Raw genomic sequence first — 23,510 nt, 5'->3', positions numbered from 1 at the left:
CCGAAGCGCTTGCAACGCGAACGAAAATGCTCCTATAATGTGAGCTTCAGCGCAGGACGAAATGAACAACGTTCAGCACTGAACGATGCGGGAGTAGCTCAGTTGGTAGAGCGCAACCTTGCCAAGGTTGAGGTCGCGAGTTCGAGACTCGTCTCCCGCTCCAGATTCGAAGGGAAGCGCCATCGATCGTTGATCCGTGCAGCTTCCCTTTTTCATTGATACGATCTCACCGGCTTGCAGTGGAAGCCGTCCCCACACGGCGGGGTAGCAAAGTGGTTATGCAGCGGCCTGCAAAGCCGTGTACGCCGGTTCGATTCCGGCCTCCGCCTCCAGTCTTATCCCCATGACGACAAACGGCCCTTCGCGGGCCGTTTGTCGTTCTTGCGTTTGCTGCGACGTCGCACCTTGACGACGCGCTTCGCCGGCAGGCCTTCGCCCACCTGACGCGGCGGCTGGAGCGTCGAGCGCCCCGGCCGTCGGTGTCAGGCGTGGCGGGCGTCGTCGGGCTTGCCTCGGCCGGACAGCCGCTTGACGGCCAGCACGGCAAGCAGCACCAGCGCGCCAGCCAGGATGCCGAACAGAGCGTTTGCGACGGCGCCCACCAGCGCCGGCACCACGCCTTCCGTGCTGCCCGTCAGCCGTTGCGTCAGCGCTTCGATCGTGTGATGCACGGCCGGCACGCCGTGCGCGACGATCCCGCCGCCGACGAGGAACATCGCTGCGGTGCCGGCGATCGAGAGCGTCTTCATGAGGTAAGGGGCCAGACGCAGGATCCCCCGCCCCAGGGCCGAAGCGAAGCTGCTGGCCCGGCGGCTCAGGTAGAGCCCCGCGTCGTCCAGCTTCACGATCGCCGCGACGAGCCCATAGACCCCCATCGTCATCAATGCCGCGATGCCGACCAGGGTGGACACCTGTACCGCGAAGGAGGCATCGGACACCACCCCCAGGGCGATCACGATGATCTCGGCCGAGAGGATGAAATCGGTGCGAACCGCCCCCTTGATCTTCTCCTTCTCGAGCGCCACCAGGTCGACCTCGGGGTCCTCCAGTTGTCTGACCAGTTCGGCGTGATGCGCCTCGTCCTCCTGGCGACTGTGCAGGAACCGGTGGGCCAGCTTTTCCACGCCCTCGAAGCAGAGGAACAGCCCTCCGAGCATGAGGAGCGGCATGACCGCCCAAGGTGCGAATGCGGAGATCGCCAAGGCGGCCGGCACGAGGATCAGCTTGTTGACCGCCGAGCCCTTCGCGACCGCCCAGACCACCGGCAGTTCACGGTTGGCCTGCAGGCCCGTCACCTGTTGCGCGTTCAGTGCGAGGTCGTCTCCCAGGACACCGGCCGTCTTCTTGGCGGCGACCTTGGTCATCACGGAGACGTCGTCGAGGATGGTGGCGATGTCGTCGAGCAGGGCGAGTAGGCTGGAGCCGGCCATGGCGTTCCTTGGGTCTTGTCGTTTGCGAGTCGGATGGCAGGGCGGCGAGCCAGGATCGTGCCCGCGCGGCGCGGGCGCCACCCGATGCCGTTGGCAGTGTAGGGCCGGCGTGCGGCTTTCCACAGCGGTTGTGGGTAGCTTTGTGAACACCGTGGGGATGCCGCGTGCGAGCCCTACTGCCCGTGGCCTCCCTCTTGGTTTGCTCAATTCTTGAGCAGCTTCCGGGGCGCGCGCCCCCGCTTCCCTTAGACTTGCGCACTCGCTCGGCCCGGGGTCTCGGGCAGGCCCGAGTGGTGAAATTGGCAGACACAGCGGACTTAAAATCCGCCGCCCCCGAGAGGGGGCGTACCGGTTCGATCCCGGTCTCGGGCACCACCCCCTCTGGCATGATGCCGCCGTCAGGATGGCCAGTGAGGACGGGATGGCGGCATGGGGTGCCAATGCTCTGCAGGAGGGCGTGCGACGGCGCGAGGTGTTCGCGTGGGCGATGTATGACTTCGCCAACTCCGGCTATACGACGGTCGTGCTCACGGCCGTGTTCAACGCCTACTTCGTCGGCGTGGTGGCGGCCGATCCTTCGTCTGGCACGCTGATCTGGACGTTGTGTTTGGCGCTGTCGAGCGTCCTGGTGATGTTGACGATGCCGTTGGTGGGCGCCTACGCCGACCTTCGCGCGGCGAAGAAGCGATTGCTGGCGTTCACGACCGTGGCCTGCGTCGCCGCCACCGCGTCGCTTGCGCTCACGGGGCCCGGCACACTCGCCTGGGCCGTGGTCGCGGTGGTGCTGTCCAACGCGTTCTATGCCTACGGCGAGTCGCTCATCGCCGCCTTTCTTCCGGAACTGGCCCGCCCCGAGGCGATGGGTCGTGTCTCGGGCTGGGGCTGGAGCTTCGGCTACCTGGGCGGGATGCTTTCGCTGGGCGCGAGCCTCGCCTGTGTCCTGTGGGCGCAGGCGCGCGGGGTGCCGGCCACCGAGTTCGTGCCGGTGACCATGTTGATCACGGCCGGGGTGTACGCCGGCGCCTCCCTCGTGACCTTCGCGATGCTGCGTGAACGAGCGCAGCCTCAGCCCGGGGCTGAGGCTGCGGGGCACGCGGCGGCATGGCGGCGCCTGGTCGGCACCTGGAGGCACGCCCGGCGGTATCGCGATTTCGTCTGGCTGCTCACCTGCACCGGGTGCTACCAGGCCGGCATCGCCGTGGTCATCGCATTGGCCGCCGTCTACGCCGAGCAGGTGCTGGGGTTCCGTCAGCACGAGACGATGGCGCTGGTCTTTCTCGTCAACATCGCTTCGGCCGTGGGCGCGTTCGCATTCGGCCACTTCCAGGATCGCGCCGGTCACAAGCTCGCCCTGGCACTCACCTTGGCAGGCTGGATCACGATGACCCTCATGGCGGCGGCCGCCACGTCCGCGCCGCTGTTCTGGGCGGCCGCGGTGGTCGCCGGCTTGTGCATGGGGTCGAGCCAGTCTGCGGGGCGCGCCATGGTCGGCCTCCTCGCTCCGCCGCAGCACGCGGCCGAGTTCTATGGTCTGTGGACGTTCGCGGTCCGGCTGGCGGCGATCGTCGGACCCGTCACCTACGGCCTCATCGCATGGGGGACGGGCGGTCATCACCGGCTCGCGATCCTGGCGACGGGAGCGTTCTTCGTCGTCGGCCTGGTCTTGCTACTGCCGGTCAACGTGGCCAGAGGACGTGCCGCGGCGGCTGCATGACCGCCGCCGAAGGAGCCGTTCGACCGCGGGATGAGCGTCAGGGCTGCGCAGGCGAAGGGCCCGTGAGCGACGCGGGGGCAGCCCGGACCTGCACCGGGAAATCCAGCCAGGCGTCGACGATGCGACGAAGGACGGCGACGTCGCCGGTGGTGTAGGCGACGGTCTCGGCCGGTTCGCAGCCGAAGACGTCCGGCCCCTCGCGTTCTTCGAGCAATCGCCTGGCGTGGCGGGCGACGGGCTCGGCCGTGTCCACCAGGATCACTTCAGGCCCCAGAGCGGCGCGCAGGGCCTCCATGGCGAACGGATAGTGCGTGCAGCCGAGGACTACGGTGTCCACGTCCGCCTGGCGCAAGGGTTCGCAATAGCGCTGCGCGAGGGCCCGCACGTCGTGGGCTGCCGTGTCTCCTGCCTCGATGGCCTGCGCGAGGCCCGGGCAGGGCTGGAGGTGCAGTTGGGCATGCTCGCGGTAGGGCGCGATGAGGCGCTGAAATTTCTCGCTGCGCAAGGTACCCGTGGTCGCCAGCACGCCGATGCGCTTGTTGCGACTCATCGCCAGCGCCGGCTTCACACCGGGCTCGACGCCGACGAACGGGACGCCGGGGTGCCGCTCCCGCAGATGACGGGCGGCGGCGGCGGTGGCGGTGTTGCAGGCGATGACCACCAACGCCGCTCCTTGTCCTACCAGGAACGAGGTGATGAGCTCGCTGCGCTCGATGACGTAGGCCGCGTCGCGCTCACCATACGGGGCGTAACCGGAATCGGCCAGATAGACGAGCCGCACGCTGGGCATCGCGCGGTGGAGCGCCCGCAGCACCGACAGCCCGCCCACGCCGGAATCGAAGACGCCGACGGTGACGGGGCGGGGGCGGGCGGTGTCCATGCTTTCGGCGGGGGAAAGATGGGGCGGGAGTCTAGCAGCGCCTCATTCTTGTGGCCGCGGTGCATCTGTTTTGACCGCCGGGGGTGGACGGGCAGGGGGCGCGATCCGCTAGAATCGAACGATCGTTCGTTTTTTGGCCCGCCCGCCGTCGCCCAGGTGGCCGCCCGCCTTGCGCACCGCACCATAGAATGGGCAGTTAACGTTTACGTCAATCCAAAGGAGAACGTCGCATGAAGGCACTGGTACCGGTCAAGCGCGTCGTCGACTACAACGTGAAGGTTCGCGTGAAGTCCGACGGCACGGGGGTGGACATCGCCAACGTCAAGATGAGCATGAACCCCTTCGACGAGATCGCCGTCGAGGAGGCCACCCGGCTGAAGGAAAAGGGCGTGCTGACCGAGGTGGTCGCCGTCTCCTGCGGCGTGACGCAGTGCCAGGAGACGCTGCGCACCGCGATGGCGATCGGCGCCGACCGCGGCATCCTCGTCGAGACGAGCGAGGAACTGCAACCGCTGGCCGTGGCCAAGCTGCTCAAGGCGCTGGTGGACAAGGAAAAGCCGGACCTGGTGATCCTGGGCAAGCAGGCGATCGACGACGATTGCAACCAGACGGGCCAGATGCTCGCGGCACTGCTCGACTGGCCGCAGGCGACGTTCGCCTCCAAAGTCGAGGTGGCCGACGGCCACGCCACCGTTACCCGTGAGGTCGACGGCGGCCTGGAGACCGTCAAGCTCAAGCTGCCGGCCGTCATCACGACCGATCTGCGCCTGAACGAGCCGCGCTACGTGACGCTGCCCAACATCATGAAGGCCAAGAAGAAGCCGCTGGACACCGTCAAGCCGGCCGATCTCGGCGTGGACGTCACGCCGCGTATCAAGACGCTCAAGGTCAGCGAGCCGCCCAAGCGCAGCGCCGGCATCAAGGTGGCGGACGTGGCCACGCTGGTCGACAAGCTGAAGAACGAAGCCAAGGTGATCTGAGCCCGCAGCCACCCGGAGAATCGAGATGCCCATTCTTGTCATTGCTGAACACGACAACGCCTCCATCAAGGGCGCCACGCTCAACACCGTGACTGCGGCCGCGAAGTGCGGCGGCGACGTGCACGTGCTGGTGGCCGGTCACAACGCCCAGGGCGCGGCCCAGCAGGCCGCGCAAATCGCGGGCGTTGCCAAGGTGCTGCTGGCCGACGCGCCCCACCTGGCCGAGGCTCTGGCCGAGAACGTCGCTGCGCAGGTGCTGGCGGTGGCGGGCGGCTACAGCCACATCCTCTTTCCCGCCACGGCGGCCGGCAAGAACGTCGCCCCGCGCGTGGCGGCCAAGCTGGACGTGGCGCAGATCTCCGACATCACCAAGGTCGAAAGCGCCGACACCTTCGAGCGCCCGATCTACGCCGGCAATGCCATCGCGACGGTGCAAAGCGCCGACGCGGTGAAGGTCATCACGGTGCGCACGACGGCCTTCGACGCGGCCCCGGCCACCGGCGGCTCGGCGGCGGTCGAGACGGTGAGCCCGGTGGGCGATGCCGGCACGTCGAGCTTCGTCGGCCGCGAGACGACCAAGAGCGACCGCCCGGAGCTGACGGCTGCCAAGATCATCGTCTCGGGCGGCCGCGCGCTCGGCTCGGCCGAGAAGTTCACCGAGCTGCTCACGCCGCTGGCCGACAAGCTCGGTGCCGCGCTCGGCGCGAGCCGTGCGGCGGTGGATGCCGGCTATGCGCCCAACGACTGGCAGGTGGGGCAGACGGGCAAGATCGTCGCGCCGCAGCTCTACATCGCCTGCGGCATCTCGGGGGCCATTCAGCACCTGGCGGGCATGAAGGATTCGAAGGTGATCGTCGCGATCAACAAGGACCCGGAAGCCCCGATCTTCAGCGTGGCGGACTACGGCCTCGAGGCCGACATCTTCACCGCCGTGCCGGAGCTCGTGAAGGCGCTGTGATGCCGTCGGCGGGCGCCGCCCGTTCCGGCGCCCGCCGCCCACCCGTCGCACACGACCCGGCGCCCGAACGAGGTCCCGGGTCTTTTTTCTGCCCCGAAAGAGGGATGTGACAACCGAGGAGTCGCCGTGAGTTACCAAGCCCCCGTCAAGGACATGCTGTTTTGCATGAAGGAGCTGGCCGCGCTGGAGCAAGTCGCCCAGATGCCCGGCTTCGAGGAAGCCGGTCTGGAGACCGCCCAGGCCGTGCTGGAGGAGTGCGCGCGCTTCAACGAAGGCGTGCTGGCGCCGCTGAACTGGGAGGGCGACAAGAACCCCGGCAGCTGGGAGCGCGGCGAGGTCAAGACGGCCCCGGGCTTCAAGGAAGCCTTCCGGCAGTTCGCCGAAGGGGGCTGGCAGGGGCTGCAGCATCCGGCGGAGTTCGGGGGGCAGGGGCTGCCGAAGACGATCGGCGCCGCGTGCGGCGAGATCCTCAACAGCGCGAACCTCAGCTTCGCGCTGTGCCCGCTGCTGACGGACGGGGCCATCGAGGCGCTGCTGACCGCCGGCACGCCGGAGCAGCAGCAGACCTACATCCCGCGCATGATCACCGGCGAGTGGACCGGCACGATGAACCTGACCGAGCCCCAGGCCGGCTCGGACCTGGCGCTCGTGCGCACCAAGGCCGTGCCGCAGGGTGACGGCACCTATCGCATCAGCGGGCAGAAGATCTTCATCACCTACGGCGAGCACGACATGGCGAAGAACATCGTCCATCTCGTGCTGGCGCGCACGCCCGACGCTCCGGAGGGCGTCAAGGGCATTTCGCTGTTCATCGTGCCCAAGTTCCTGGTGAACCCGGACGGCTCGCTGGGCAAGCGCAACGATGTCTACTGCGCCTCGATCGAGCACAAGCTCGGCATCAAGGCCAGCCCCACGGCCGTGCTGGTGTACGGCGACGACAAGGGCGAGGTCGGACCGGGGGCGATCGGCTATCTCGTGGGCCAGGAGAACCGCGGCCTCGAGTACATGTTCATCATGATGAACGCCGCCCGCTTCGCCGTGGGCGTGCAGGGCATCGCGGTGTCCGAGCGCGCCTACCAGAAGGCGGTGCAGTACGCCAAGGAGCGCATCCAGTCGCGCCCGGTGGATGGTTCCGCGAACAAGGCCGTGCCGATCATTCACCACCCCGACGTGCGCCGCATGCTGATGACGATGCGCGCGACGACCGAGGGCTGCCGGGCGATGGCGCTGGTGGCCGCGGCCGCGTACGACGCCGCTCACCACCACCCGGACGAGCAGGTGCGCAAGCAGAACCAGGCCTTCTACGAGTTCATGGTGCCGCTGGTCAAGGGCTACAGCACCGAGATGAGCCTGGAGGTGACGAGCCTGGGCGTGCAGGTGCACGGCGGCATGGGCTTCATCGAGGAGACGGGCGCGGCCCAGTACTACCGCGACGCGAAGATCCTCACGATCTACGAAGGCACGACCGCCATCCAGGCCAACGATCTGGTGGGTCGCAAGACGGCACGCGATGGCGGTCAGACGGCCCGTGCGATCGCCGCGCAGATCGAGGCGACCGAGGCCGAGCTTGCGCGCCGCGACAGCCCGGCCGCACGCGCCATGCTGACGCGCCTGAAAGCCGCGCGCGAGGCCTTCCTGCAGGTCGTGGGTTTCGTCTGCGAGCAGGTCAAGGGCCATCCGAACGCCGTGTTCGCCGGGAGCGTCCCGTACCTGATGCTTGCCGGCAACCTGATGGCCGGCTGGCAGATGGCGCGCGGGCTGATCGCTGCCGAGGAGCGGCTCGCGCAAGGGCAGGACGAGGCCTTCATGCGCGCCAAGATCGCCACCGCCCGCTTCTACGCCGAGCACCTGCTGGCCCGGGTGCCTGGCCTGCGTGATGCGATCGTCGAAGGCGGCGAGAGCGTCACGGCCTTGCCGGTCGAGGCTTTCTGAGGCGAGCACCGCACATCAACGAAGGAGACAAGCACGTGTCCGTACCCGCGATCCTCAAGCAACTGTCGATGCCGGTGATCGGCTCGCCACTGTTCATCATCAGCAACCCCAAGCTGGTGATCGAGCAGTGCAAAGCCGGCATCGTCGGATCGATGCCGGCGCTCAATGCCCGCCCGGCCTCGCAACTCGACGAGTGGCTGGCCGAGATCACCGAAACGCTCGCGGCGTACAACCGCGCGCACCCCGAGCGGCCGGCCGCGCCGTTCGCGATCAACCAGATCGTGCACAAGTCCAACGACCGGCTGGAGCACGACCTGGAGCTGTGCGTCAAGTACAAGGTGCCTGTCATCATCACGTCGTTGGGTGCGCGCCCGGAGGTGAATCAGGCCGTCCACTCCTACGGTGGGGTCGTGCTGCACGACGTGATCAACAACACGTTCGCACGCAAGGCGATCGAGAAGGGCGCCGACGGCCTCATCGCCGTGGCGGCCGGCGCGGGCGGCCACGCCGGCACGACCAGCCCCTTTGCGCTGGTGCAGGAGATCCGCGAGTGGTTCGACGGTCCGCTGGCCTTGTCCGGCGCCATCGCCACCGGCCGCGCGATCCTGGCAGCGCGCGCGATGGGAGCCGACTTCGCCTACATCGGCTCGGCCTTCATCGCGACCGAGGAGGCGCGGGCAGTGGAGGGGTACAAGCAGATGATCGTCGAGAGTACGAGCCAGGACATCGTGTACTCGAACCTCTTCACCGGCGTGCACGGCAACTACCTGCGGGGCTCCATCGTCAACGCCGGCCTGGACCCGGACAACCTCCCGCAAAGCGATCCGAGCAAGATGGACTTCGGCGGTGGCGAAGGGGCCAAGAAGGCCTGGAAGGACATCTGGGGCTGCGGCCAGGGCATCGCTGCGGTCAAGGAAGTCGTGCCCGCCCGGGTGCTGATCGAGCGGCTGCGCAGCGAGTACGAGGCGGCCCGGCAGGAGTTGTGCGCGCCCTGACCGGCGTCGCGCGCTGACGCGACCGGGGCAGGCGGACGCCGGCCGGGAGGCGGCGCTGCGGCTTTCGCGGCGCCCGCCGAGTGCGTATACTGTATGGGTATACAGCACTGATGGCCCGTGACTGCTCGCTTGCCGCCCTGTCTGCCGTCGCCGCCCGGCCTCAAGGGCCGCGGCACGCCGGTGCGCATCGCTCACCGCTTCGAGCGCGAGAGCCGGGAGCCTTTCGATGACGGGTGGGGCACGCTGGACCAGCAGGCGGCGCTCGAAACCCTGCCGGCGGCCACGCAGGTGATCGAGGAGCGGGCCAAGTCCCTCCTCGCGCGCAACGACTCCCCCGACGTCCCCTTCGAGCTGTCGATCAACCCGTACCGCGGCTGCGAGCACGGTTGCATCTACTGCTACGCGCGGCCGACGCACAGCTACCTCAACCTTTCTCCGGGCCTGGACTTCGAGACGCGGATCGTCGCCAAGGTCAATGCGGCCGAGCGGCTGGAGGAGGAGCTGGCGAAGCCCTCGTACCGGCCCTCGCCGGTCAACATCGGCTCCGCAACCGACGCCTACCAGCCGGTGGAGCGGCGGCTGGGGATCACCCGCCAGGTGCTCGAGGTGCTCGAGCGTTGCCGGCACCCCTACACCATCGTGACCAAGTCCTCGGGGATCGAGCGGGACCTCGATCTGCTGGCCTCGGCGGCCGCGCGGCAGCAGGCCTGGGTGTCGGTGAGCATCACGACGCTCGACCCCGCGCTCGCCCGCAAGCTCGAACCGCGTGCGGCAGCGCCCCATCGGCGGCTGCAAACGGTGCGGCGGCTGCGGGAGGCCGGTGTGCCGGTGGGCGTGAACGTCGCACCCATCATCCCGTTCATCAACGAGCCGGAGATCGAGCGCATCATCGAGGCGGCGGCCGACGCCGGCGCCGCCTCGATCCACTACACGGTGCTGCGACTGCCTTGGGAGGTGGACCCGCTGTTTCAGGACTGGCTGGCGCGTCACTTCCCCGAGCGCGCCGCACGGGTGATGGCTCATGTGCGCGAGATGCACGGGGGGCGTGACTATCGCGCGGAGTTCGGCAAGCGCATGAAGGGCGACGGCTTGTGGGCGCAACTGGTGCGACAGCGCGTGCGCCAGGCCGCGAAGCGCTGCGGCATCGAGGGCGCGGCGCCGGCCCTGGACACCTCGGCCTTCGTGCCTCCCCGTCGGGGAAGGCAGCAGGAGCTCTTCTGAGCCACGAGCGGGAGACGCGGCAGGGGAAGCGCCCGTGGACGAGGGGGACGAGGGGGACGAGGGGGACGAGGGGGACGAGGGGGACGAGGGGGACGAGGGGGACGAGGGGGACGAGGGGGACGAGGGGGACGAGGGGGGCGAGGGGGGCGAGGGGGGCGAGGGGGAGCGAGGGGGAGCGAGGCTTTCGGGGGCGCAGCGTTCCCGCGCTCGCGTTCAGAGCCGGGAGGCGTCAGCGCGGCGGATGAGATGGTGGGCCAGATGGAAGGTGGAGGCGCACAGGCTCCAGCAGATCCAGGCCGTATAGAGCGTGTGGCTGGGGTAGTGGGCGCCGCGCAGCGTCTGCGCCGCACCGAACAGCAGCCCCGAGGAGACCACTCCCGCGAGCCAGGCCCGCGCTCGGCGCCCGTCCGCCTCGCGCAGGGCGAAGTAGCCCGCCAGGAACGCGAAGGCCCCCGAGGCGTGCCCCGAAGGAAAGCAGTGCCCCGGGCCTCCATCGGTTTGTCCCAGTGCCCAGTGGCTGAGGTACGCCGCCCGGCCGCCGAACTCGGCCAAGTCCCAGGGGCAACTGGTCAGGCTCGCCTTCTTCAGCAGTGGAATGGCCAGGAGGCACAGCACGACGGCTGCGAGCTGCCAGCGTCTGGTCGCGGCCGGCACGCGGCTCCACCATCCCATGGGCCGCCAGGCCAGAAGCGCAAACCCCGAGAGCGCCAGGCCGCTCAACCACCGTCCGCCTTCGTGCAGGAGGGTGGAGGTGAGCGGATGGTCGCGCCACGGAAAGCCGCCGGGGCCCCCGATCCAGCGCATCACCGCGAGATCGCGGGCCGCGGCATCCCACAGGACGAGGGTGACGAGCCCGAAGGCCGCGACGGCGAGGTCGAAGCGCCAGAAGGCGAGGGTGGGCCGGGCCGGGTGCGGCCCACCCGCGTTCACTTGAAGAGGTCCTTCACGCGGTCGGCCCAGCTGCGGGCATTGGGCGAGTGGCGATCGCCGCCTTTCTTGAGCGACTCGTCCAGTTCTCGCATCAGCTTGCGCTGGTGTTCGGTGAGCTTGACCGGGATCTCGACGGCGATGTGGCAATACAGATCGCCCGGGTAGGCGGAGCGCACGCCCTTGATCCCTTTGCCGCGCAGGCGGAAGGTCTTGCCGTGCTGGGTGCCTTCGGGCAGCTCGATCTCGGCCCGTCCGCCCAGGGTGGGCACTTCGATGGTGCCGCCCAACGCGGCGGTCGTGATGCTCACCGGCACGGTGCAGTGCAGGTCGTCGCCATCGCGCTCGAAGATGTCGTGCTTCTTCAGGCGGATCTCGATGTACAGATCGCCCGGCGGACCGCCGTTGAGGCCGGGTTCGCCGTTGCCGGCGGAGCGGATGCGCATGCCGTCGTCGATGCCGGCCGGAATCTTGACCTCGAGCGTCTTGGTGCGCTTGACGCGCCCCTGACCCTCGCAGGTGGGGCAGGGGTGGGGGATGATGCGGCCCGCGCCGTGACAGTGCGGACACGTTTGCTGGATGCTGAAGAAGCCCTGTCGCAGGTGCACCGTGCCGGAGCCCGCGCAGGTGGGGCAGGTCTTGGGCGAGGTGCCGGGTTTGGCGCCGGTGCCGTGGCAGGTTTCGCAGTCGTCCCAGGTCGGCACGCGGATCTGTGCCTCCTTGCCGGCGGCAGCCTCCTCGAGGGTGATTTCCATCGCGTACGACAGGTCGTTGCCGCGATAGACCTGGGGGCCGCCGCGGCGACCGCCGCCCGCCCCGAAGATGTCGCCGAAGATGTCGCCGAAGGCTTCGGCGAATCCGCCGAAGCCTTCCGGGCCCCCGCGAAAGCCGCCCGCGCCCAGAGACGGGTCGACCCCGGCGTGACCGTACTGGTCGTAGGCCGCACGCTTCTTGGGGTCGGAGAGGATCTCGTAGGCCTCTTTGGCCTCCTTGAACTTCTCTTCCGCCTCCTTGGCCTTGTCACCCTGGTTGCGGTCCGGGTGGTACTTCATGGCCAGCTTGCGGTAGGCCTTCTTGATCTCGTCGTCGTCGGCGTTCTTGGCCACGCCGAGGACTTCGTAATAGTCACGCTTTGCCATGGTGTCGTAGTGGGGCGGTCAAACGCAAAGCCCCCGTGAGCGGGACGGCCCACGGGGGTGTGCACGCGGGTCGGCCCGCCGCCCGGGTTACTTCTTGTCCTTGACCTCGGTGAATTCGGCGTCGACCACATTGTCGTCGGCCGGTTTGCCGCCCGCAGACTGACCGGCGCTGGCCTGCGCGGCCTCGGCCCCCGCCGGGGTGGCTTCGGCCTGCGCGTTGGCGTACATCTTCTCGCCGAGCTTCTGCGACGCGGCCACCAGGGCTTCGGTCTTGGCGTCGATGGTCGCCTTGTCGTCGCCCTTGAGCGCTTCCTCGACGTCCTTGATCGCGGCCTCGATTTTCTCCTTCTCGCCGGCCTCGAGTTTGTCGCCGTATTCCGAGAGCGACTTGCGCACGCTGTGAACCAGGGCGTCGGCCTGGTTCTTGGCCTGCACGAGTTCGAGCTTCTTCTTGTCCTCGGCGGCGTTGAGCTCGGCGTCCTTCACCATCTTCTGGATTTCCTCCTCGGTCAGGCCCGAGTTGGCCTTGATGGTGATCTTGTTCTCCTTGCCGGTGCCTTTGTCCTTGGCCGAGACGTGCAGGATGCCGTTGGCGTCGATGTCGAAGGTGACTTCGATCTGCGGCACGCCGCGGGGCGCCGGCGGGATGCCCTCGAGGTTGAACTCGCCCAGCAGCTTGTTGCCGGCGGCCATCTCGCGCTCGCCCTGATAGACCTTGATCGTCACGGCCGGTTGGTTGTCGTCGGCGGTGGAGAACACCTGCGAGAACTTGGTCGGGATGGTGGTGTTCTTCTTGATCATCTTGGTCATCACGCCGCCCAGGGTCTCGATGCCCAGCGACAGCGGGGTGACGTCGAGCAGCAGCACGTCGGTGCGCTCACCCGACAGCACGGCACCCTGGATCGCGGCGCCGATCGCCACCGCTTCGTCGGGGTTGACGTCCTTGCGCGGGTCCTTGCCGAAGAACTCCTTGACCTTCTCCTGCACCTTGGGCATGCGCGTCATGCCGCCCACCAGGATCACGTCGTCGATCTCGCTGACCTTGACGCCAGCGTCCTTGATCGCGATGCGGCACGGCTCGATGGTGCGCTCGATCAGGTCCTCGACCAGGGCCTCGAGCTTGGCCCGGGTGAGCTTGATGTTCAGGTGCTTCGGGCCCGAGGCGTCGGCCGTGATGTAGGGCAGGTTGATCTCGGTCTGCTGGCTGGACGACAGTTCGATCTTGGCTTTCTCGGCGGCTTCCTTCAGGCGCTGCAGGGCGAGCACGTCCTTGGTCAGGTCCACGCCCTGTTCCTTCTTGAACTCGCCGATGATGTAGTCGATGATGCGCTGGTCGAAGTCCTCGCCGCCCAGGAACGTGTCGCCGTTGGTGGACAGCACCTCGAACTGCTTCTCGCCATCGACGTCGGCGATCTCGATGATCGAGATGTCGAACGTGCCGCCGCCCAGGTCATAGACGGCGATCTTGCGGTCGCCCTTGCCGGCCTTGTCCAGACCGAACGCGAGCGCCGCGGCGGTCGGCTCGTTGATGATGCGCTTGACCTCCAGCCCCGCGATGCGGCCGGCGTCCTTGGTGGCTTGGCGCTGCGCGTCGTTGAAGTAGGCCGGCACCGTGATGACGGCTTCGGTGACCGGCTCGCCGAGGTAGTCCTCGGCGGTCTTCTTCATCTTGCGCAGCACTTCGGCACTGACCTGCGGGGGCGCGAGCTTCTTGCCGCGCACCTCGACCCACGCGTCGCCGTTGTCGGCCGGCACGATGGTGTAGGGCATCAGGTCGATGTCCTTCTGGACTTCCTTCTCGGTGAACTTGCGGCCGATCAGTCGCTTGACCGCGTACAGGGTGTTCTTCGGGTTGGTGACGGCCTGGCGCTTGGCCGGCGCGCCGACCAGGATTTCGCCGTCTTCCATGTAGGCGACGATCGAGGGCGTCGTACGGGCGCCTTCGCTGTTTTCGATCACCTTCGGCGTTTGGCCTTCCATGATGGCCACGCACGAGTTCGTGGTGCCCAGGTCGATGCCGATGATCTTTGCCATGATGCGGTTCTCCTTGGTATTCCGGGATTCGGTTGTCGCTTCAGTTGTGGTTTCGCAGCGGCTTTTCAAGCGCCGCTGCGCCGGAAATGCGCTTTGGCCGGGCCATGCGGGGTGCATGCCGCCGGGCGGGCCTGCCGCTGGGCGGGGCCGAGGCCGAGGCGGCAGGGCGCCGGCTCACTTCGGGCCTGCGACGGTGACCAGCGCGGGCCGCAGGACGCGCTCGGCGATGACGTAGCCCTTTTGCAGCACGGCGACGATGGTGTTGGGCTCTTGGTCCGACGGCACCATGCTGATGGCCTGGTGCTGGTGGGGGTCGAAACGGCTGCCCGCGCCGGGGTTGATCTCCTGGACCTTGTTGCGCTCCAGCGCTTGGCTGAGTTGCCGCAGGGTGGCGTGCACGCCTTCGCGCAGCTGCTCGAGGCTGGCGTTCTCCACCGCAAGGGCGGCCTCGAGGCTGTCTTTGACGGGCAGCAGGCTCTCGGCGAAGGACTCGATGGCGAACTTGCGGGCCTTGGCCATTTCCTCTTCTGCCCGGCGCCGGGTGTTTTCCGCCTCCGCCTTGGCACGGAGGTAGGCGTCGGCCATCTCGGCATGCTTGGCCTGCAGCTCTGCCAGTTGCTGCTCGAGCGTCTGGCGGGGCGTTGCGGTCTCGTTCTGCGCGGCGGCGCCGTTCGGTTGGCTTTCGGTCTCGGCGTTCGCCGGGTTCGGTGTCTCGAGGTTCGATTGCTGTGGTTCTGTCATGGCGGGTTCCCGATGAAGCCGTGGATATGGGGGCGTGATGGGATGATTCAAGAGCGGCGGGCACCGGGCCCCCCCGAACGGCCTGGCCGGCGGCGTGCAGCAAGGATTTACAGCCCCGGCAGGCGCGCCGGTTGCTGCGCCGCCGCATCGTTCATTCCAAGAGTAACAACACTCGCGTTCGCACCAGGCGTGTGGCTACCATCCCGTCTACGTGGGAAAACTTCGCCGTTCGGCCACTCCAGGGCCCCGTCCGGCGCCCGCGAGTCGGCGGCTCGCCGCCCGTTCACGACAATCCCGCGATTGTCCCGCGTTTGCGCTCACGGTCGATGCACACACCCTCCGGCACCGGCACCGACAAAGCCGAACCCCAGCCGCTGCGTTCTCCGATGGCCGTCGCGCCCAGCGACGAGCACGCCGATGTGGCCTTGCGGGCCAGTCTGATCGTCATGGCGCCGATCGCACGGTGGCTGATCCGCAGCGGCGTGCAGTACGGCGCCTTCGCCTCGGCGCTCAAGTCCGTCTTCGTCCAGGTCGCGCGGGAGGAGATCCAGTCCTCCGGGCGCAAGGCCACGGATTCGGCGCTGAGCGTGCTGTCCGGTGTGCACCGCAAGGACATCCGGCAGCTCTCCCAGCACAAGGGCCGGGACTTCAAGCCGAAGTCGGTGTCGCTCGTCTCGCAGGTGTTCACCCGCTGGGTGACCGACCCCCGGTATCGCGACGAGCAGGGCAGGCCACGCAAGCTGCCCCGGCTCGGCGCCCAGGATTCGTTCGAGGCTTTGTCGCGGGAGCTGTCCACGGACGTGCATCCGCGCACCGTGCTGGAGGAACTGGTGCGGCTGAGGCTCGTCAGGCTGGACGGCGACGAAGTGGAGCTGCTGACCGAGGCGTTCGTCCCGGCAGAAGACCACGCCGAGCTGGCTGCACTGCTGTCGGCCAATGGCGCCGATCACCTGGCGGCCGCCGTGCACAACCTGACGACCAATCATCCCCGCTTCCTGGAACAAGCCGTCTTTGCCGACGGGCTGAGCGAGCGCTCGGCCCTGGAGCTCTCGAGGCTGGCGCGGGAACTGTGGGCAGAGGTGTTCCAGAAGATGGTGACCCAGGCGTCCGCTCGGTGTGCGGCGGACCGCGACGAGCCCCGGCCGCACCGGATGCGCTTCGGCGTGTACTACTACAGCGAGCCCGAGCGGCGCGAGGACGGCCCGTCGGCGCGGGCTGCCGACCAGGCGTGAGTTCCATGCGAGTTCGTTGGCCATCCGCGGTCCTGGCTGCCGCTCTCGTCGTCGGCCTCCTGCTGACGTCGTGCGGCGGCAGCGTGGGCTCGGGAGGCACGGGGGCTCCCCTTGCTTCGGCGCAGGGCACCGTCACGGGCTTTGGCAGCGTGGTGGTGGACGGGGTCGTCTACGACGACGACGGGGTGGCGGGCCGCGAGGAGATCGCGCCGGGGCAGTTCCGCACCCGCAGCGTCGCGCTGGGCCAGCAGGTCGAACTCGCCTACGAGCAGCAGGTCGATCGGGCCGTGCTGCGATCGATCAGCGTGGCGGCCTCGCTCGTCGGCCCGGTGCAACGGGTGGGCGAGGCCCGGCAGGTGATGGGTCAGACGATCGAGGCCATCGACGATCCGGTGCAAGGGCCGTTGACCGTGCTGGAGGGGATGGGCTCCCTCGATGACCTGGCCGAAGGAGACTGGGTGGAGGTGCATGCCGCGCCGTGGCGCTCGGGGGGCGGGTACCGCTGGCGTGCGACGCGCGTCGAGAAGCTGGCCGGGCCGGCGCAGGCGAGGGTGGCGGGCACCGTCACCCAGGTGGGCCCGGGCCGCCAGGCGAGGGTCGGCACGCTGACGATCGACTACGGCCAGGCGAGCGTGGTGCCGGCCGACCACGTGCTGCGGCCTGGAGACCGCCTCATTGCCTGGGGAGCGGCACAGCTCGACGGGTTGCGAGCCTCCGCGGTGCGGGTGCTGGCGCGGGAGTCGGCGAACGCTGCGCGGCCCGCCCGCCTGTCCGGCGTCGTGGGGGCGCTGGATGCCACCTCCGCTCGCTTCGAGTTGGCAGGGGTGACGGTGGACTATGGCGGCGCGCGCATCCTGCCTCCCGGCGAGGCGCTGATCGAAGGCCGTTACGCGCAGGTCGAAGGGCACCAGCGTGCGGACGGCGTCTTCGTGGCCCGTGAAGTGAAGCTGCGCAAGCCGGAGGCCGGCGGCAAGAGGGAACGGGTCCATCTGCGTGGCCGCATCGAGCGTTACGCGTCCGATGCCTCGTTCGAGGTGCGTGGTACGGCTGTGGATGCGTCGGGCGCGCAGCTTCGCCAGTGCGAAGCCGGCCTGAGCGAAGGTCTGGAGGTGAGGGTGCAGGGCTGGCGCGAAGCGGGCACGCCGGTGCGGGCCGAATGGGTCGACTGCCGGGACTGAAGGCTTGAAGCGGCCCGGTGGACGGGCCGCGTATGTTTGCCCCCGGGGCGTGCGCCCCACCCCCCACGGGGGTGTCGGCCCGGCTTCGGGCGGCCGAGCGCCGGGCCGTGTATGTTTGCCCCCGGGGCGTGCGCCCCACCCCCCAGGGGGGTGTCGGCCCGGCTTCGGGCGGCCGAGCGCCGGGCCTTAGTCGTCCTCCAGGCTCGCGCTCCAGCGCTGCCACTCGGCCAGCTGACGGCGGTCCCGCTTGGTGGGACGGCCGTGCTCGATCGCGACGGAGGGATCGGCCCAGTAGCGCCGTTGCCGGGCGTGTTCTTCCCGGGCGCGCAGGCTCTCGGCCGTTTCCTCGTAGAGTTGCTGGGCGACGGGGGCGGGGCCGCGCACCTGCGACAGGCCCTTCACGACGACCGTACGCACGACAGCCCCTTGGCGCAGTTCCACCCGATCGCCCGCGCGCACTTCGCGCGAGGGCTTGGCCGCCTGGTCGTTGACTTTCACGCGGCCCTTGTCGATTTCGTCCGTGGCAAGGGTGCGGGTCTTGTAGAACCGGGCGGCCCACAGCCATTTGTCGAGTCGAACACTGTCCATGCAGGGATTGTCCGGCGAAACACGCGAGGTTTCCGCCCCGCGGACCCGGGGGCCGGACCCGTACGCGTTCACGACCGGCCGTCGGGGTGCTCGCCCGCCCCCGTGGCCGCCCCGGGGCCCTGCGCCGGCGGCGGGAAGCGCACCGCCGCTTCGACCCCGGCCACGCGCCCGTCTTCCATGCGATCGGCCAGCCGGAGTTCGGCCCCCAGCGAGGCGCAGATTTCCTTGCAAATGGTGAGCCCGAGGCCGCTGCCCGTGTTGGGGTGAGTGGTGTGAAACGGCTCGAACAGGTGGGCGCGAACGGCCGCAGAGATGCCGGGGCCGCTGTCGCGCACGATGAACCGCGGCCCTTCCTCGGCCGGCTCCACGATCACTCGCAGCGAGCCGCCCATGGGGCTTTCCCGGACTGCATTGTGGAGAAGGTTGCGGGCCAGTTCGCGCAGCATCCAGGGGTGGGCCAGCACCGTCGCGCGGCGCGCGTCGAGTTCGAAATCGAGGTTCTTCTCGGCGATCAGCGGCGCGAGTTCCAGGGCCACCTCGCGCACGCTCTCGGCCAAGTCCAGGTGCTCCATGGGCCCCTCGCCTTGCACCTGTTCCACCTTGGCCAGCGCGAGCATCTGGTTGGCCAGGGCCACGGCCCGATCGACGGTCCGCTCCATCTCGACCAGGGGCTCCCTCGCGCTTGGCGATCCGCGCAAGGCGTTTTGCACCTGCGTCTTCAGCACGGCCAGAGGCGTGCGCAGTTGATGGGACGCGTCGCGCACGAAGCGCCGCTGATGCTCGACCGAGCGGCGCACCCGCCGCATCAGCTCATTGAGCGCCTGCACCAGGGGCTGCAACTCCTGGGGCAGACCGGGCACGGCCACCGGTTCCAGCCCGTGCGGGCCGCGTTCGAGCAGGGCGCCCCGCAGAGACTCGAGGGGCCGCAACGCTCGCGTGACGACCGTCCAGGTGACCAGCGTCACCACCAGAAGGAGCAGGGCCTGGCGCACGAGCGTGTCGACGAGGATCTCGCGCGCGAGACGCTCGCGCACCTCCAGCGTTTCCGCCACCTGGACGCGCGCCACACCCCGGGCTTCGGCGCTGGCGACCGGCTGGTACAGCGCGGCCATCCGAACCCGCTCACCGCGGAACTCCGCGTCGTAGAAGTCCACCAGAGCGGCGTAGACCGGGAGCTGGGGGATCCGGCCGCGGTAAGGGGGCAGGTCCTCGTAGCCCGAGACGAACTCGCCGCCGAAGCCGTCGATGCGGTAGTACATCCGCGAGGCGGTCGAGGCCTCGAAGATCTCGAGCGCCGCGTAGGGGACATCCGCCTGCAGGCGACCTTGGCGCACTTGCAGCAGTTCCCCGATGGAGCGCGCGGAAGCGAGCAGCGAGCGGTCGTAAGCGAGGTGGATGGACTTCAACGCGCTGCGGTACAAGCTCACCGTGTCGACCACGACGAAGAGGGCGATCGGCGCGATGATCCATGCGAGCAGGTAGCGGCGCAGCGAATGCGCCCGGACCACGGCGGGGCTCACGGCTGCTCGCCTGTTTCGGCCCGCAAGAGGTAGCCCAGGCCGCGCAAGGTCACCAGCGACACGCCCGAGCCGGCCAGCTTTTTGCGCAGCCGGTAGGCGACCACCTCGATGGCCTCGAACTGGACGTTGGCCTCCATCGGGAACACCAGACGGAAGAGCCGCTCCTTCGCCACCGCGTGGCCCGGCCGCGCGATGAGGGCCTTGAGCAGGGCATGTTCGCGGGGGGTGAGTTCCAGCACCTCGTCGCCGAGATAGAACGCGCCCGAGTCGCGCTCCAAGCGCAGCCTGCCGCACTGGTGTGTGACCTCGCCGTCCCCTTTGGCGCGCCGAAGGAGGGCGCGGATGCGCGCCTCGAGTTCGTCGAGGTCGAAGGGCTTGGCCAGGTAATCATCGGCTCCGGCGTTCAACCCCTGGATGCGGTCGCCGACCGCACCGCGTGCGGTGAGCACCAGGATGGGCGTGGACACCCCCTGCGTGCGGGCCTTCTGCAGGACCGCCAGGCCGTCGATGCCGGGAATGGTGAGGTCGAGCAGCGCCAGATCGGGCGGGGTGTGCTTGAGCGCGCGTAGCGCGTCGAGGCCGTTGCTGCAACACGTGACTTCGAAGCCCCGGCGCTCCAGGGCCAGTTGCAGCGCTCGGCGCATGGAGTCGTCGTCTTCCACGAGCAGCAGTCGGGCGTGCAAGGCGGTCATCGGGCAAGGGCGGGGGCTATCACGACAACCTCGAGTGTGCACCGTCCCCGTTCAGCGGCCGGGAGGGGCTTTCCACCGGGGACGGGGCCCTGACAGGCATTTGACAGCCTGCACGCGCAAGGGTGACAGGCGGCTGACAGCGGGGGAGGAGGTCTTGAGGAGTAACCCTCGTGCCGGGCCGCCGGGACGCAGTGCACCATCGGCTTGCAGCATGCAGCCGGCTCCCGGCCGGCGATACAGCCTGACCGAAAGGAGACATCCCATGCGTCGCATTTTCCTTCGCCATCTGATGGGGGCCGCCGTGGCCTTGACGGGGGCGTTCGCGCTGACCGTGCCTGCCGCACAGGCCCAGGAGAACTTCAAGATCATGATCGGTGCCAACCCCGGTGGCGGCTACGATCAAACGGGCCGGGGCATCGGTCGCGCGCTGCAGGAGGCCGGCGTGGCGGGCTCGATCACGTACGAGAACAAGGGTGGGGCCGGGGGCACCATCGGCCTGGCCCAGTTCGTCAATGCCAGCAAAGGCGACCCCAATGCTCTGGTGGTCGTGGGCGCCGTGATGGTGGGCGCCATCGTGCAGAACAAGCCCCCGATCACGCTCGCGCAAGCCACGCCCATCGCCCGCTTGCTGGCGGAATACAACGTCTTCGTCGTGCCGGCCAGTTCCCCCTTCAAGACGATGAAGGACGTGGTCGAGCAGATGAAGAAGGACCCGGCGAGCGTGAAATGGGGCGGCGGCTCCAAGGGCTCGGTGGACCATGTGAGCGTGGCCATGATCGCGCGCGAGGTGGGTGTGGACGTCGCCAAGATCAACTACGTGCCCTTCAAGGGAGGTGGTGAGGCGACGGCGGCCATCCTCGGCGGCCACGTGACGGTGGGCACGAGCGGCTATGCCGAGATGGAGGAATTCATCAAGACGGGCAAGCTGCGCGCGTTGGCGGTGACCGCACCGAACCGGCTGCGCGGCAGTCAGGTGCCCACGCTCATCGAGCAGGGCCTCAACGTCTCGATCGGCAATTGGCGGGGCGTGTACGGTGCCCCCGGCATCACGCCGGAACAGCAACGCAAGCTCACCGACGCGGTGGTAAAGGCGACGAAGACCAAGGCCTGGAGCGAGACCCTGGTGGCCAACAACTGGACGCCGGCGCTGCTGACGGGTGACGAGTTCGCCAAGTTCGTCGACGAAGAGCACGCGCGCCTGCGCGCCCTGATGGTCAAGCTCGGAATGCTGTGACCGCGTGCCGCCCCGCACCGACGCGGGGCGCTGCCTGCCCCTGGCCGCGTGGCTGAGGGGGCCTGCAATCGACAAGAGATTCGCAATGAAGGATCGCCGCCAGTGGGGTGTGGGCGCCGGGGTGCTGGTGCTTGCCGCCGTGCTTGCGCTCGGAGCCCTCGACATCCCCTCGGCCGCCGGCTATGCCGGGGTGGGGCCGAACTTTCTGCCCTGGGTGGTCGCGGGCGGCCTCGCCGTGTGCGGGGTCCTCCTTCTGCGGGAGGCCTTCGCCGCCGCACGTGCAGGAGCGCAGGCCCCGACCCCGCCCGGGCCCGTGTGCTGGCGCGGACTGGGCTGGGTGTCAGCCGGGCTGCTGCTCAACGCCTTGCTGGTGACGCGGCTGGGCTTCGTGCTGGGCTGCACGGTGCTGTTCGTGTGCGCCGCGCGGGGCTTTCGGTTGGCCCGAGGCGGCGGGGCCCCCGCACGCACCGTGGCGCTCGACACCCTCGTGGGCGTGTCGCTTTCGGCTCCCGCTTATTGGATCTTCACGAAGGCCCTGGGCCTCACCCTGCCGGGGCTCACCGCCACCGGCTGGATCTGAAAGCTCCCATGGAACTCTGGCAACAACTGCTGCATGGCTTCGCCACGGCGGCCACGCCGATCAATCTGGTCTGGGCCTTCGTGGGCTGCCTGATCGGCACCGCCGTGGGGGTGCTGCCTGGCATCGGACCGGCCTTGGCGGTGGCGATGCTGCTGCCCATCACGACCCATGTGGAGGCCACCGCCTCCATGATCATGTTCGCCGGCATCTACTACGGTGCCATGTACGGGGGCTCGACCACCTCGATCCTGCTCAACACCCCCGGAGAGACCGGCACGATGGTGACCGCGATGGAGGGCAACCTGATGGCCAAGCACGGTCGCGCAGGGGCCGCATTGGCCACCGCGGCCCTGGGCTCCTTCGTCGCGGGTACCGTCGCCACCGCCCTGGTGACGCTGTTTGCGCCAGGTATCGCCGAGTACGCGCTGCGGTTCGGCCCTCCCGAGTACTTCGCGCTGATGATGTTGGCTTTCGTGACCGTCTCTGCGGTGCTGGGGCAAAGCACGCTCCGGGGTTTGACGAGCCTCTTTCTCGGGCTGGCCCTCGGGCTCGTGGGCATCGACCAGATCACGGGCAGTGCGCGCTATACGCTGGGTGTGCCGGAACTGGTGGACGGCATCGAGGTCGTGCTCGTGGCCGTCGGCCTGTTCGCCGTGGGCGAGGCCATGTACGGCGTGCTCTACGAGGGGCGCCCGAGCGAGACGCGCAACCGCATGTCCAGCATCTGGATGACCCGCAGCGACTGGCGCCGTTCGATCCCGGCGTGGTTGCGCGGTACCGGGCTCGGGTTTCCCTTCGGGACCATCCCCGCGGGCGGCACGGAGATCCCCACCTTCCTGTCCTACGCCTTGGAGAAGCGGCTGTCGCGCCACAAGGAGGAGTTCGGCACGGTGGGGGCGATCGAGGGCGTGGCGGGCCCCGAGGCGGCGAACAACGCGACCGTCACGGCGGCGATGGTGCCTCTGCTCACGCTCGGCATTCCGACGTCCACGACCGCTGCGATCATCCTGTCGGCCTTCCAGAATTACGGCATCCAGCCCGGGCCGACGCTGTTCCAGACGTCCGCCACGCTCGTGTGGGCGCTGATCGCCTCGCTCTACATCGGCAATGTCATGCTGCTCGTGCTCAACCTGCCGTTGGTCGGCCTGTGGGTGAAGCTGCTGAACATTCCGCGGCCCCAGTTGTACGCGGGCATCCTGGTCTTTGCCGCGCTCGGGGTGTACGGGATGCGGCAGTCGGCGTTCGATCTGTTCTTGCTCTTCGCCATAGGGCTCCTGGGCCTGGCCATGCGGCGCTTCGACTTTCCCACGGCGCCCGTGATCGTGGGGATGATCCTGGGCCCCATGGCGGAAGCGCAGATGCGCAACGCGCTGTCCATCGGCGAAGGGCGCTGGTCCGTGTTCTTCGAGCGTCCGCTGGCGGCGACCATCCTCGTCGTGTGCCTCGTGGTGCTGGTGCTGCCGCGCGTGCTGCGCGGACGCGCCCGCTCCGCGCTGCAGGCGGCGGGCTGAGGGCGGCGAGGGCGCCTTTGGATG

Annotated in this window: 20 protein-coding genes and 3 tRNA genes; 14 read left to right on the top strand and 9 right to left on the bottom strand. The window is 68.8% G+C overall.

The window, feature by feature from the left end; genetic code table 11:
• The first annotated feature begins 87 nt into the window (after window positions 1–87).
• Both OMP39_RS09460 and OMP39_RS09455 read left to right on the top strand, forming a co-directional pair.
• Window positions 88–163 (top strand) — tRNA-Gly (locus OMP39_RS09460).
• Window positions 164–258: 95 nt separating this feature from the next.
• Window positions 259–332 (top strand) — tRNA-Cys (locus tag OMP39_RS09455).
• A 150-nt stretch (window positions 333–482) separates the two neighbouring features.
• On the opposite strand, the gene OMP39_RS09450 is transcribed toward OMP39_RS09455, so the two are convergent.
• On the bottom strand, window positions 483–1,430 hold the full coding sequence (locus tag OMP39_RS09450) for a DUF808 domain-containing protein (RefSeq protein ID WP_264891484.1): 948 nt from the start codon (window positions 1,428–1,430) through the stop codon (window positions 483–485).
• A 284-nt stretch (window positions 1,431–1,714) separates the two neighbouring features.
• On the opposite strand from OMP39_RS09450, the gene OMP39_RS09445 reads away from it, so the two are divergent.
• Both OMP39_RS09445 and OMP39_RS09440 read left to right on the top strand, forming a co-directional pair.
• Window positions 1,715–1,805 (top strand) — tRNA-Leu (locus tag OMP39_RS09445).
• A gap of 28 nt (window positions 1,806–1,833) precedes the next feature.
• Complete coding sequence (locus OMP39_RS09440; RefSeq protein ID WP_425340621.1) at window positions 1,834–3,144, top strand: MFS transporter; 1,311 nt, start codon at window positions 1,834–1,836, stop codon at window positions 3,142–3,144.
• 37 nt (window positions 3,145–3,181) lie between these two features.
• On the opposite strand, the gene murI is transcribed toward OMP39_RS09440, so the two are convergent.
• Window positions 3,182–4,024, bottom strand: coding sequence for a glutamate racemase (gene murI / locus OMP39_RS09435; protein WP_264891483.1), 843 nt, complete (start codon window positions 4,022–4,024; stop codon window positions 3,182–3,184).
• Window positions 4,025–4,254: 230 nt separating this feature from the next.
• Here murI and OMP39_RS09430 point away from each other — a divergent pair, with 230 nt between their 5' ends.
• The 5 genes from OMP39_RS09430 to OMP39_RS09410 all read left to right on the top strand — a co-directional run bounded on the left by OMP39_RS09430 (window position 4,255) and on the right by OMP39_RS09410 (window position 10,110).
• Window positions 4,255–5,004 (top strand): electron transfer flavoprotein subunit beta/FixA family protein, encoded by a 750-nt coding sequence (locus OMP39_RS09430; RefSeq protein WP_264891482.1) that lies wholly within the window; start codon window positions 4,255–4,257, stop codon window positions 5,002–5,004.
• 25 nt (window positions 5,005–5,029) lie between these two features.
• Window positions 5,030–5,962: an electron transfer flavoprotein subunit alpha/FixB family protein gene (locus tag OMP39_RS09425; RefSeq protein WP_264891481.1), complete on the top strand. Its 933-nt coding sequence runs from the start codon at window positions 5,030–5,032 to the stop codon at window positions 5,960–5,962.
• A gap of 126 nt (window positions 5,963–6,088) precedes the next feature.
• Window positions 6,089–7,894 carry an acyl-CoA dehydrogenase gene (locus OMP39_RS09420; protein ID WP_264891480.1) on the top strand — a complete coding sequence of 602 codons (1,806 nt, stop codon included), beginning with the start codon at window positions 6,089–6,091 and terminating at the stop codon, window positions 7,892–7,894.
• Window positions 7,895–7,962: 68 nt separating this feature from the next.
• Window positions 7,963–8,889, top strand: coding sequence for an NAD(P)H-dependent flavin oxidoreductase (locus OMP39_RS09415; RefSeq protein ID WP_264894516.1), 927 nt, complete (start codon window positions 7,963–7,965; stop codon window positions 8,887–8,889).
• 117 nt (window positions 8,890–9,006) lie between these two features.
• Window positions 9,007–10,110 carry a PA0069 family radical SAM protein gene (locus OMP39_RS09410; protein WP_264891479.1) on the top strand — a complete coding sequence of 368 codons (1,104 nt, stop codon included), beginning with the start codon at window positions 9,007–9,009 and terminating at the stop codon, window positions 10,108–10,110.
• Between the two features lie 213 nt (window positions 10,111–10,323).
• Here the strand turns inward: OMP39_RS09410 and OMP39_RS09405 are convergent, their stop codons facing one another.
• From OMP39_RS09405 to grpE, 4 genes are all read right to left on the bottom strand, one after another.
• A complete protein-coding gene (locus OMP39_RS09405; protein WP_264891478.1) occupies window positions 10,324–11,040 on the bottom strand; it encodes a phosphatase PAP2 family protein in 717 nt (238 codons plus the stop codon).
• Window positions 11,037–12,176 (bottom strand): molecular chaperone DnaJ, encoded by a 1,140-nt coding sequence (gene dnaJ / locus OMP39_RS09400; RefSeq protein ID WP_264891477.1) that lies wholly within the window; start codon window positions 12,174–12,176, stop codon window positions 11,037–11,039. The genes OMP39_RS09405 and dnaJ overlap by 4 nt, the downstream gene beginning before the upstream one ends.
• 87 nt (window positions 12,177–12,263) lie before the next feature.
• The gene (dnaK, locus tag OMP39_RS09395) at window positions 12,264–14,210 is read right to left on the bottom strand and encodes a molecular chaperone DnaK (RefSeq protein ID WP_264891476.1); all 1,947 of its coding nucleotides are present in this window, start codon (window positions 14,208–14,210) and stop codon (window positions 12,264–12,266) included.
• Window positions 14,211–14,384: 174 nt separating this feature from the next.
• Window positions 14,385–14,951: a nucleotide exchange factor GrpE gene (gene grpE, locus OMP39_RS09390; protein WP_264891475.1), complete on the bottom strand. Its 567-nt coding sequence runs from the start codon at window positions 14,949–14,951 to the stop codon at window positions 14,385–14,387.
• 326 nt (window positions 14,952–15,277) lie between these two features.
• Between grpE and OMP39_RS09385 the strand changes: the two genes are divergently transcribed.
• Together OMP39_RS09385 and OMP39_RS09380 are read left to right on the top strand one after the other, a co-directional pair.
• A complete protein-coding gene (locus tag OMP39_RS09385) occupies window positions 15,278–16,183 on the top strand; it encodes a DUF6502 family protein (RefSeq protein ID WP_264891474.1) in 906 nt (301 codons plus the stop codon).
• A 5-nt stretch (window positions 16,184–16,188) separates the two neighbouring features.
• Window positions 16,189–17,361 (top strand): DUF5666 domain-containing protein, encoded by a 1,173-nt coding sequence (locus OMP39_RS09380; RefSeq protein ID WP_264891473.1) that lies wholly within the window; start codon window positions 16,189–16,191, stop codon window positions 17,359–17,361.
• A gap of 186 nt (window positions 17,362–17,547) precedes the next feature.
• Here OMP39_RS09380 and OMP39_RS09375 read toward each other — a convergent pair whose 3' ends face one another.
• The 3 genes from OMP39_RS09375 to OMP39_RS09365 all read right to left on the bottom strand — a co-directional run bounded on the left by OMP39_RS09375 (window position 17,548) and on the right by OMP39_RS09365 (window position 20,161).
• Window positions 17,548–17,949 carry an RNA-binding S4 domain-containing protein gene (locus OMP39_RS09375; protein ID WP_264891472.1) on the bottom strand — a complete coding sequence of 134 codons (402 nt, stop codon included), beginning with the start codon at window positions 17,947–17,949 and terminating at the stop codon, window positions 17,548–17,550.
• A 68-nt stretch (window positions 17,950–18,017) separates the two neighbouring features.
• The gene (locus tag OMP39_RS09370) at window positions 18,018–19,469 is read right to left on the bottom strand and encodes a sensor histidine kinase (protein ID WP_264891471.1); all 1,452 of its coding nucleotides are present in this window, start codon (window positions 19,467–19,469) and stop codon (window positions 18,018–18,020) included.
• A complete protein-coding gene (locus OMP39_RS09365) occupies window positions 19,466–20,161 on the bottom strand; it encodes a response regulator (protein WP_264891470.1) in 696 nt (231 codons plus the stop codon). The genes OMP39_RS09370 and OMP39_RS09365 overlap by 4 nt, the downstream gene beginning before the upstream one ends.
• A 262-nt stretch (window positions 20,162–20,423) precedes the next feature.
• Between OMP39_RS09365 and OMP39_RS09360 the strand changes: the two genes are divergently transcribed.
• From OMP39_RS09360 to OMP39_RS09350, 3 genes are all read left to right on the top strand, one after another.
• Entirely contained in the window at window positions 20,424–21,395 is a 972-nt protein-coding gene (locus OMP39_RS09360) for a Bug family tripartite tricarboxylate transporter substrate binding protein (RefSeq protein ID WP_264891469.1), read from the top strand.
• Between the two features lie 85 nt (window positions 21,396–21,480).
• Window positions 21,481–21,975, top strand: a complete 495-nt coding sequence (locus tag OMP39_RS09355; RefSeq protein WP_264891468.1) for a tripartite tricarboxylate transporter TctB family protein — start codon at window positions 21,481–21,483, stop codon at window positions 21,973–21,975.
• 8 nt (window positions 21,976–21,983) lie between these two features.
• Window positions 21,984–23,486, top strand: a complete 1,503-nt coding sequence (locus OMP39_RS09350; protein WP_264891467.1) for a tripartite tricarboxylate transporter permease — start codon at window positions 21,984–21,986, stop codon at window positions 23,484–23,486.
• Window positions 23,487–23,510: the final 24 nt, after the last annotated feature.

The sequence above is a fragment of the Schlegelella aquatica genome (genome assembly GCF_026013905.1).
In the GTDB taxonomy this organism is placed as follows: domain Bacteria; phylum Pseudomonadota; class Gammaproteobacteria; order Burkholderiales; family Burkholderiaceae_C; genus Caldimonas; species Caldimonas aquatica.
This window is presented reverse-complemented; position numbering and strand designations above follow the sequence as displayed.

What these genes read in the sequence shown, in the direction of transcription:
- OMP39_RS09360 (WP_264891469.1), top strand. Translation starts at nt 20,424, where the DNA reads ATGCGTCGCATTTTCCTTCGCCATCTGATGGGGGCCGCCGTGGCCTTG.
- OMP39_RS09355 (WP_264891468.1), top strand. Translation starts at nt 21,481, where the DNA reads ATGAAGGATCGCCGCCAGTGGGGTGTGGGCGCCGGGGTGCTGGTGCTT.
- OMP39_RS09430 (WP_264891482.1), top strand. Translation starts at nt 4,255, where the DNA reads ATGAAGGCACTGGTACCGGTCAAGCGCGTCGTCGACTACAACGTGAAG.
- dnaK (WP_264891476.1), bottom strand. Translation starts at nt 14,210, where the DNA reads ATGGCAAAGATCATCGGCATCGACCTGGGCACCACGAACTCGTGCGTG.
- murI (WP_264891483.1), bottom strand. Translation starts at nt 4,024, where the DNA reads ATGGACACCGCCCGCCCCCGCCCCGTCACCGTCGGCGTCTTCGATTCC.
- OMP39_RS09380 (WP_264891473.1), top strand. Translation starts at nt 16,189, where the DNA reads ATGCGAGTTCGTTGGCCATCCGCGGTCCTGGCTGCCGCTCTCGTCGTC.
- grpE (WP_264891475.1), bottom strand. Translation starts at nt 14,951, where the DNA reads ATGACAGAACCACAGCAATCGAACCTCGAGACACCGAACCCGGCGAAC.
- dnaJ (WP_264891477.1), bottom strand. Translation starts at nt 12,176, where the DNA reads ATGGCAAAGCGTGACTATTACGAAGTCCTCGGCGTGGCCAAGAACGCC.
- OMP39_RS09375 (WP_264891472.1), bottom strand. Translation starts at nt 17,949, where the DNA reads ATGGACAGTGTTCGACTCGACAAATGGCTGTGGGCCGCCCGGTTCTAC.
- OMP39_RS09365 (WP_264891470.1), bottom strand. Translation starts at nt 20,161, where the DNA reads ATGACCGCCTTGCACGCCCGACTGCTGCTCGTGGAAGACGACGACTCC.
- OMP39_RS09440 (WP_425340621.1), top strand. Translation starts at nt 1,834, where the DNA reads ATGGCCAGTGAGGACGGGATGGCGGCATGGGGTGCCAATGCTCTGCAG.
- OMP39_RS09350 (WP_264891467.1), top strand. Translation starts at nt 21,984, where the DNA reads ATGGAACTCTGGCAACAACTGCTGCATGGCTTCGCCACGGCGGCCACG.
- OMP39_RS09415 (WP_264894516.1), top strand. Translation starts at nt 7,963, where the DNA reads ATGCCGGTGATCGGCTCGCCACTGTTCATCATCAGCAACCCCAAGCTG.
- OMP39_RS09385 (WP_264891474.1), top strand. Translation starts at nt 15,278, where the DNA reads ATGCACACACCCTCCGGCACCGGCACCGACAAAGCCGAACCCCAGCCG.
- OMP39_RS09425 (WP_264891481.1), top strand. Translation starts at nt 5,030, where the DNA reads ATGCCCATTCTTGTCATTGCTGAACACGACAACGCCTCCATCAAGGGC.
- OMP39_RS09450 (WP_264891484.1), bottom strand. Translation starts at nt 1,430, where the DNA reads ATGGCCGGCTCCAGCCTACTCGCCCTGCTCGACGACATCGCCACCATC.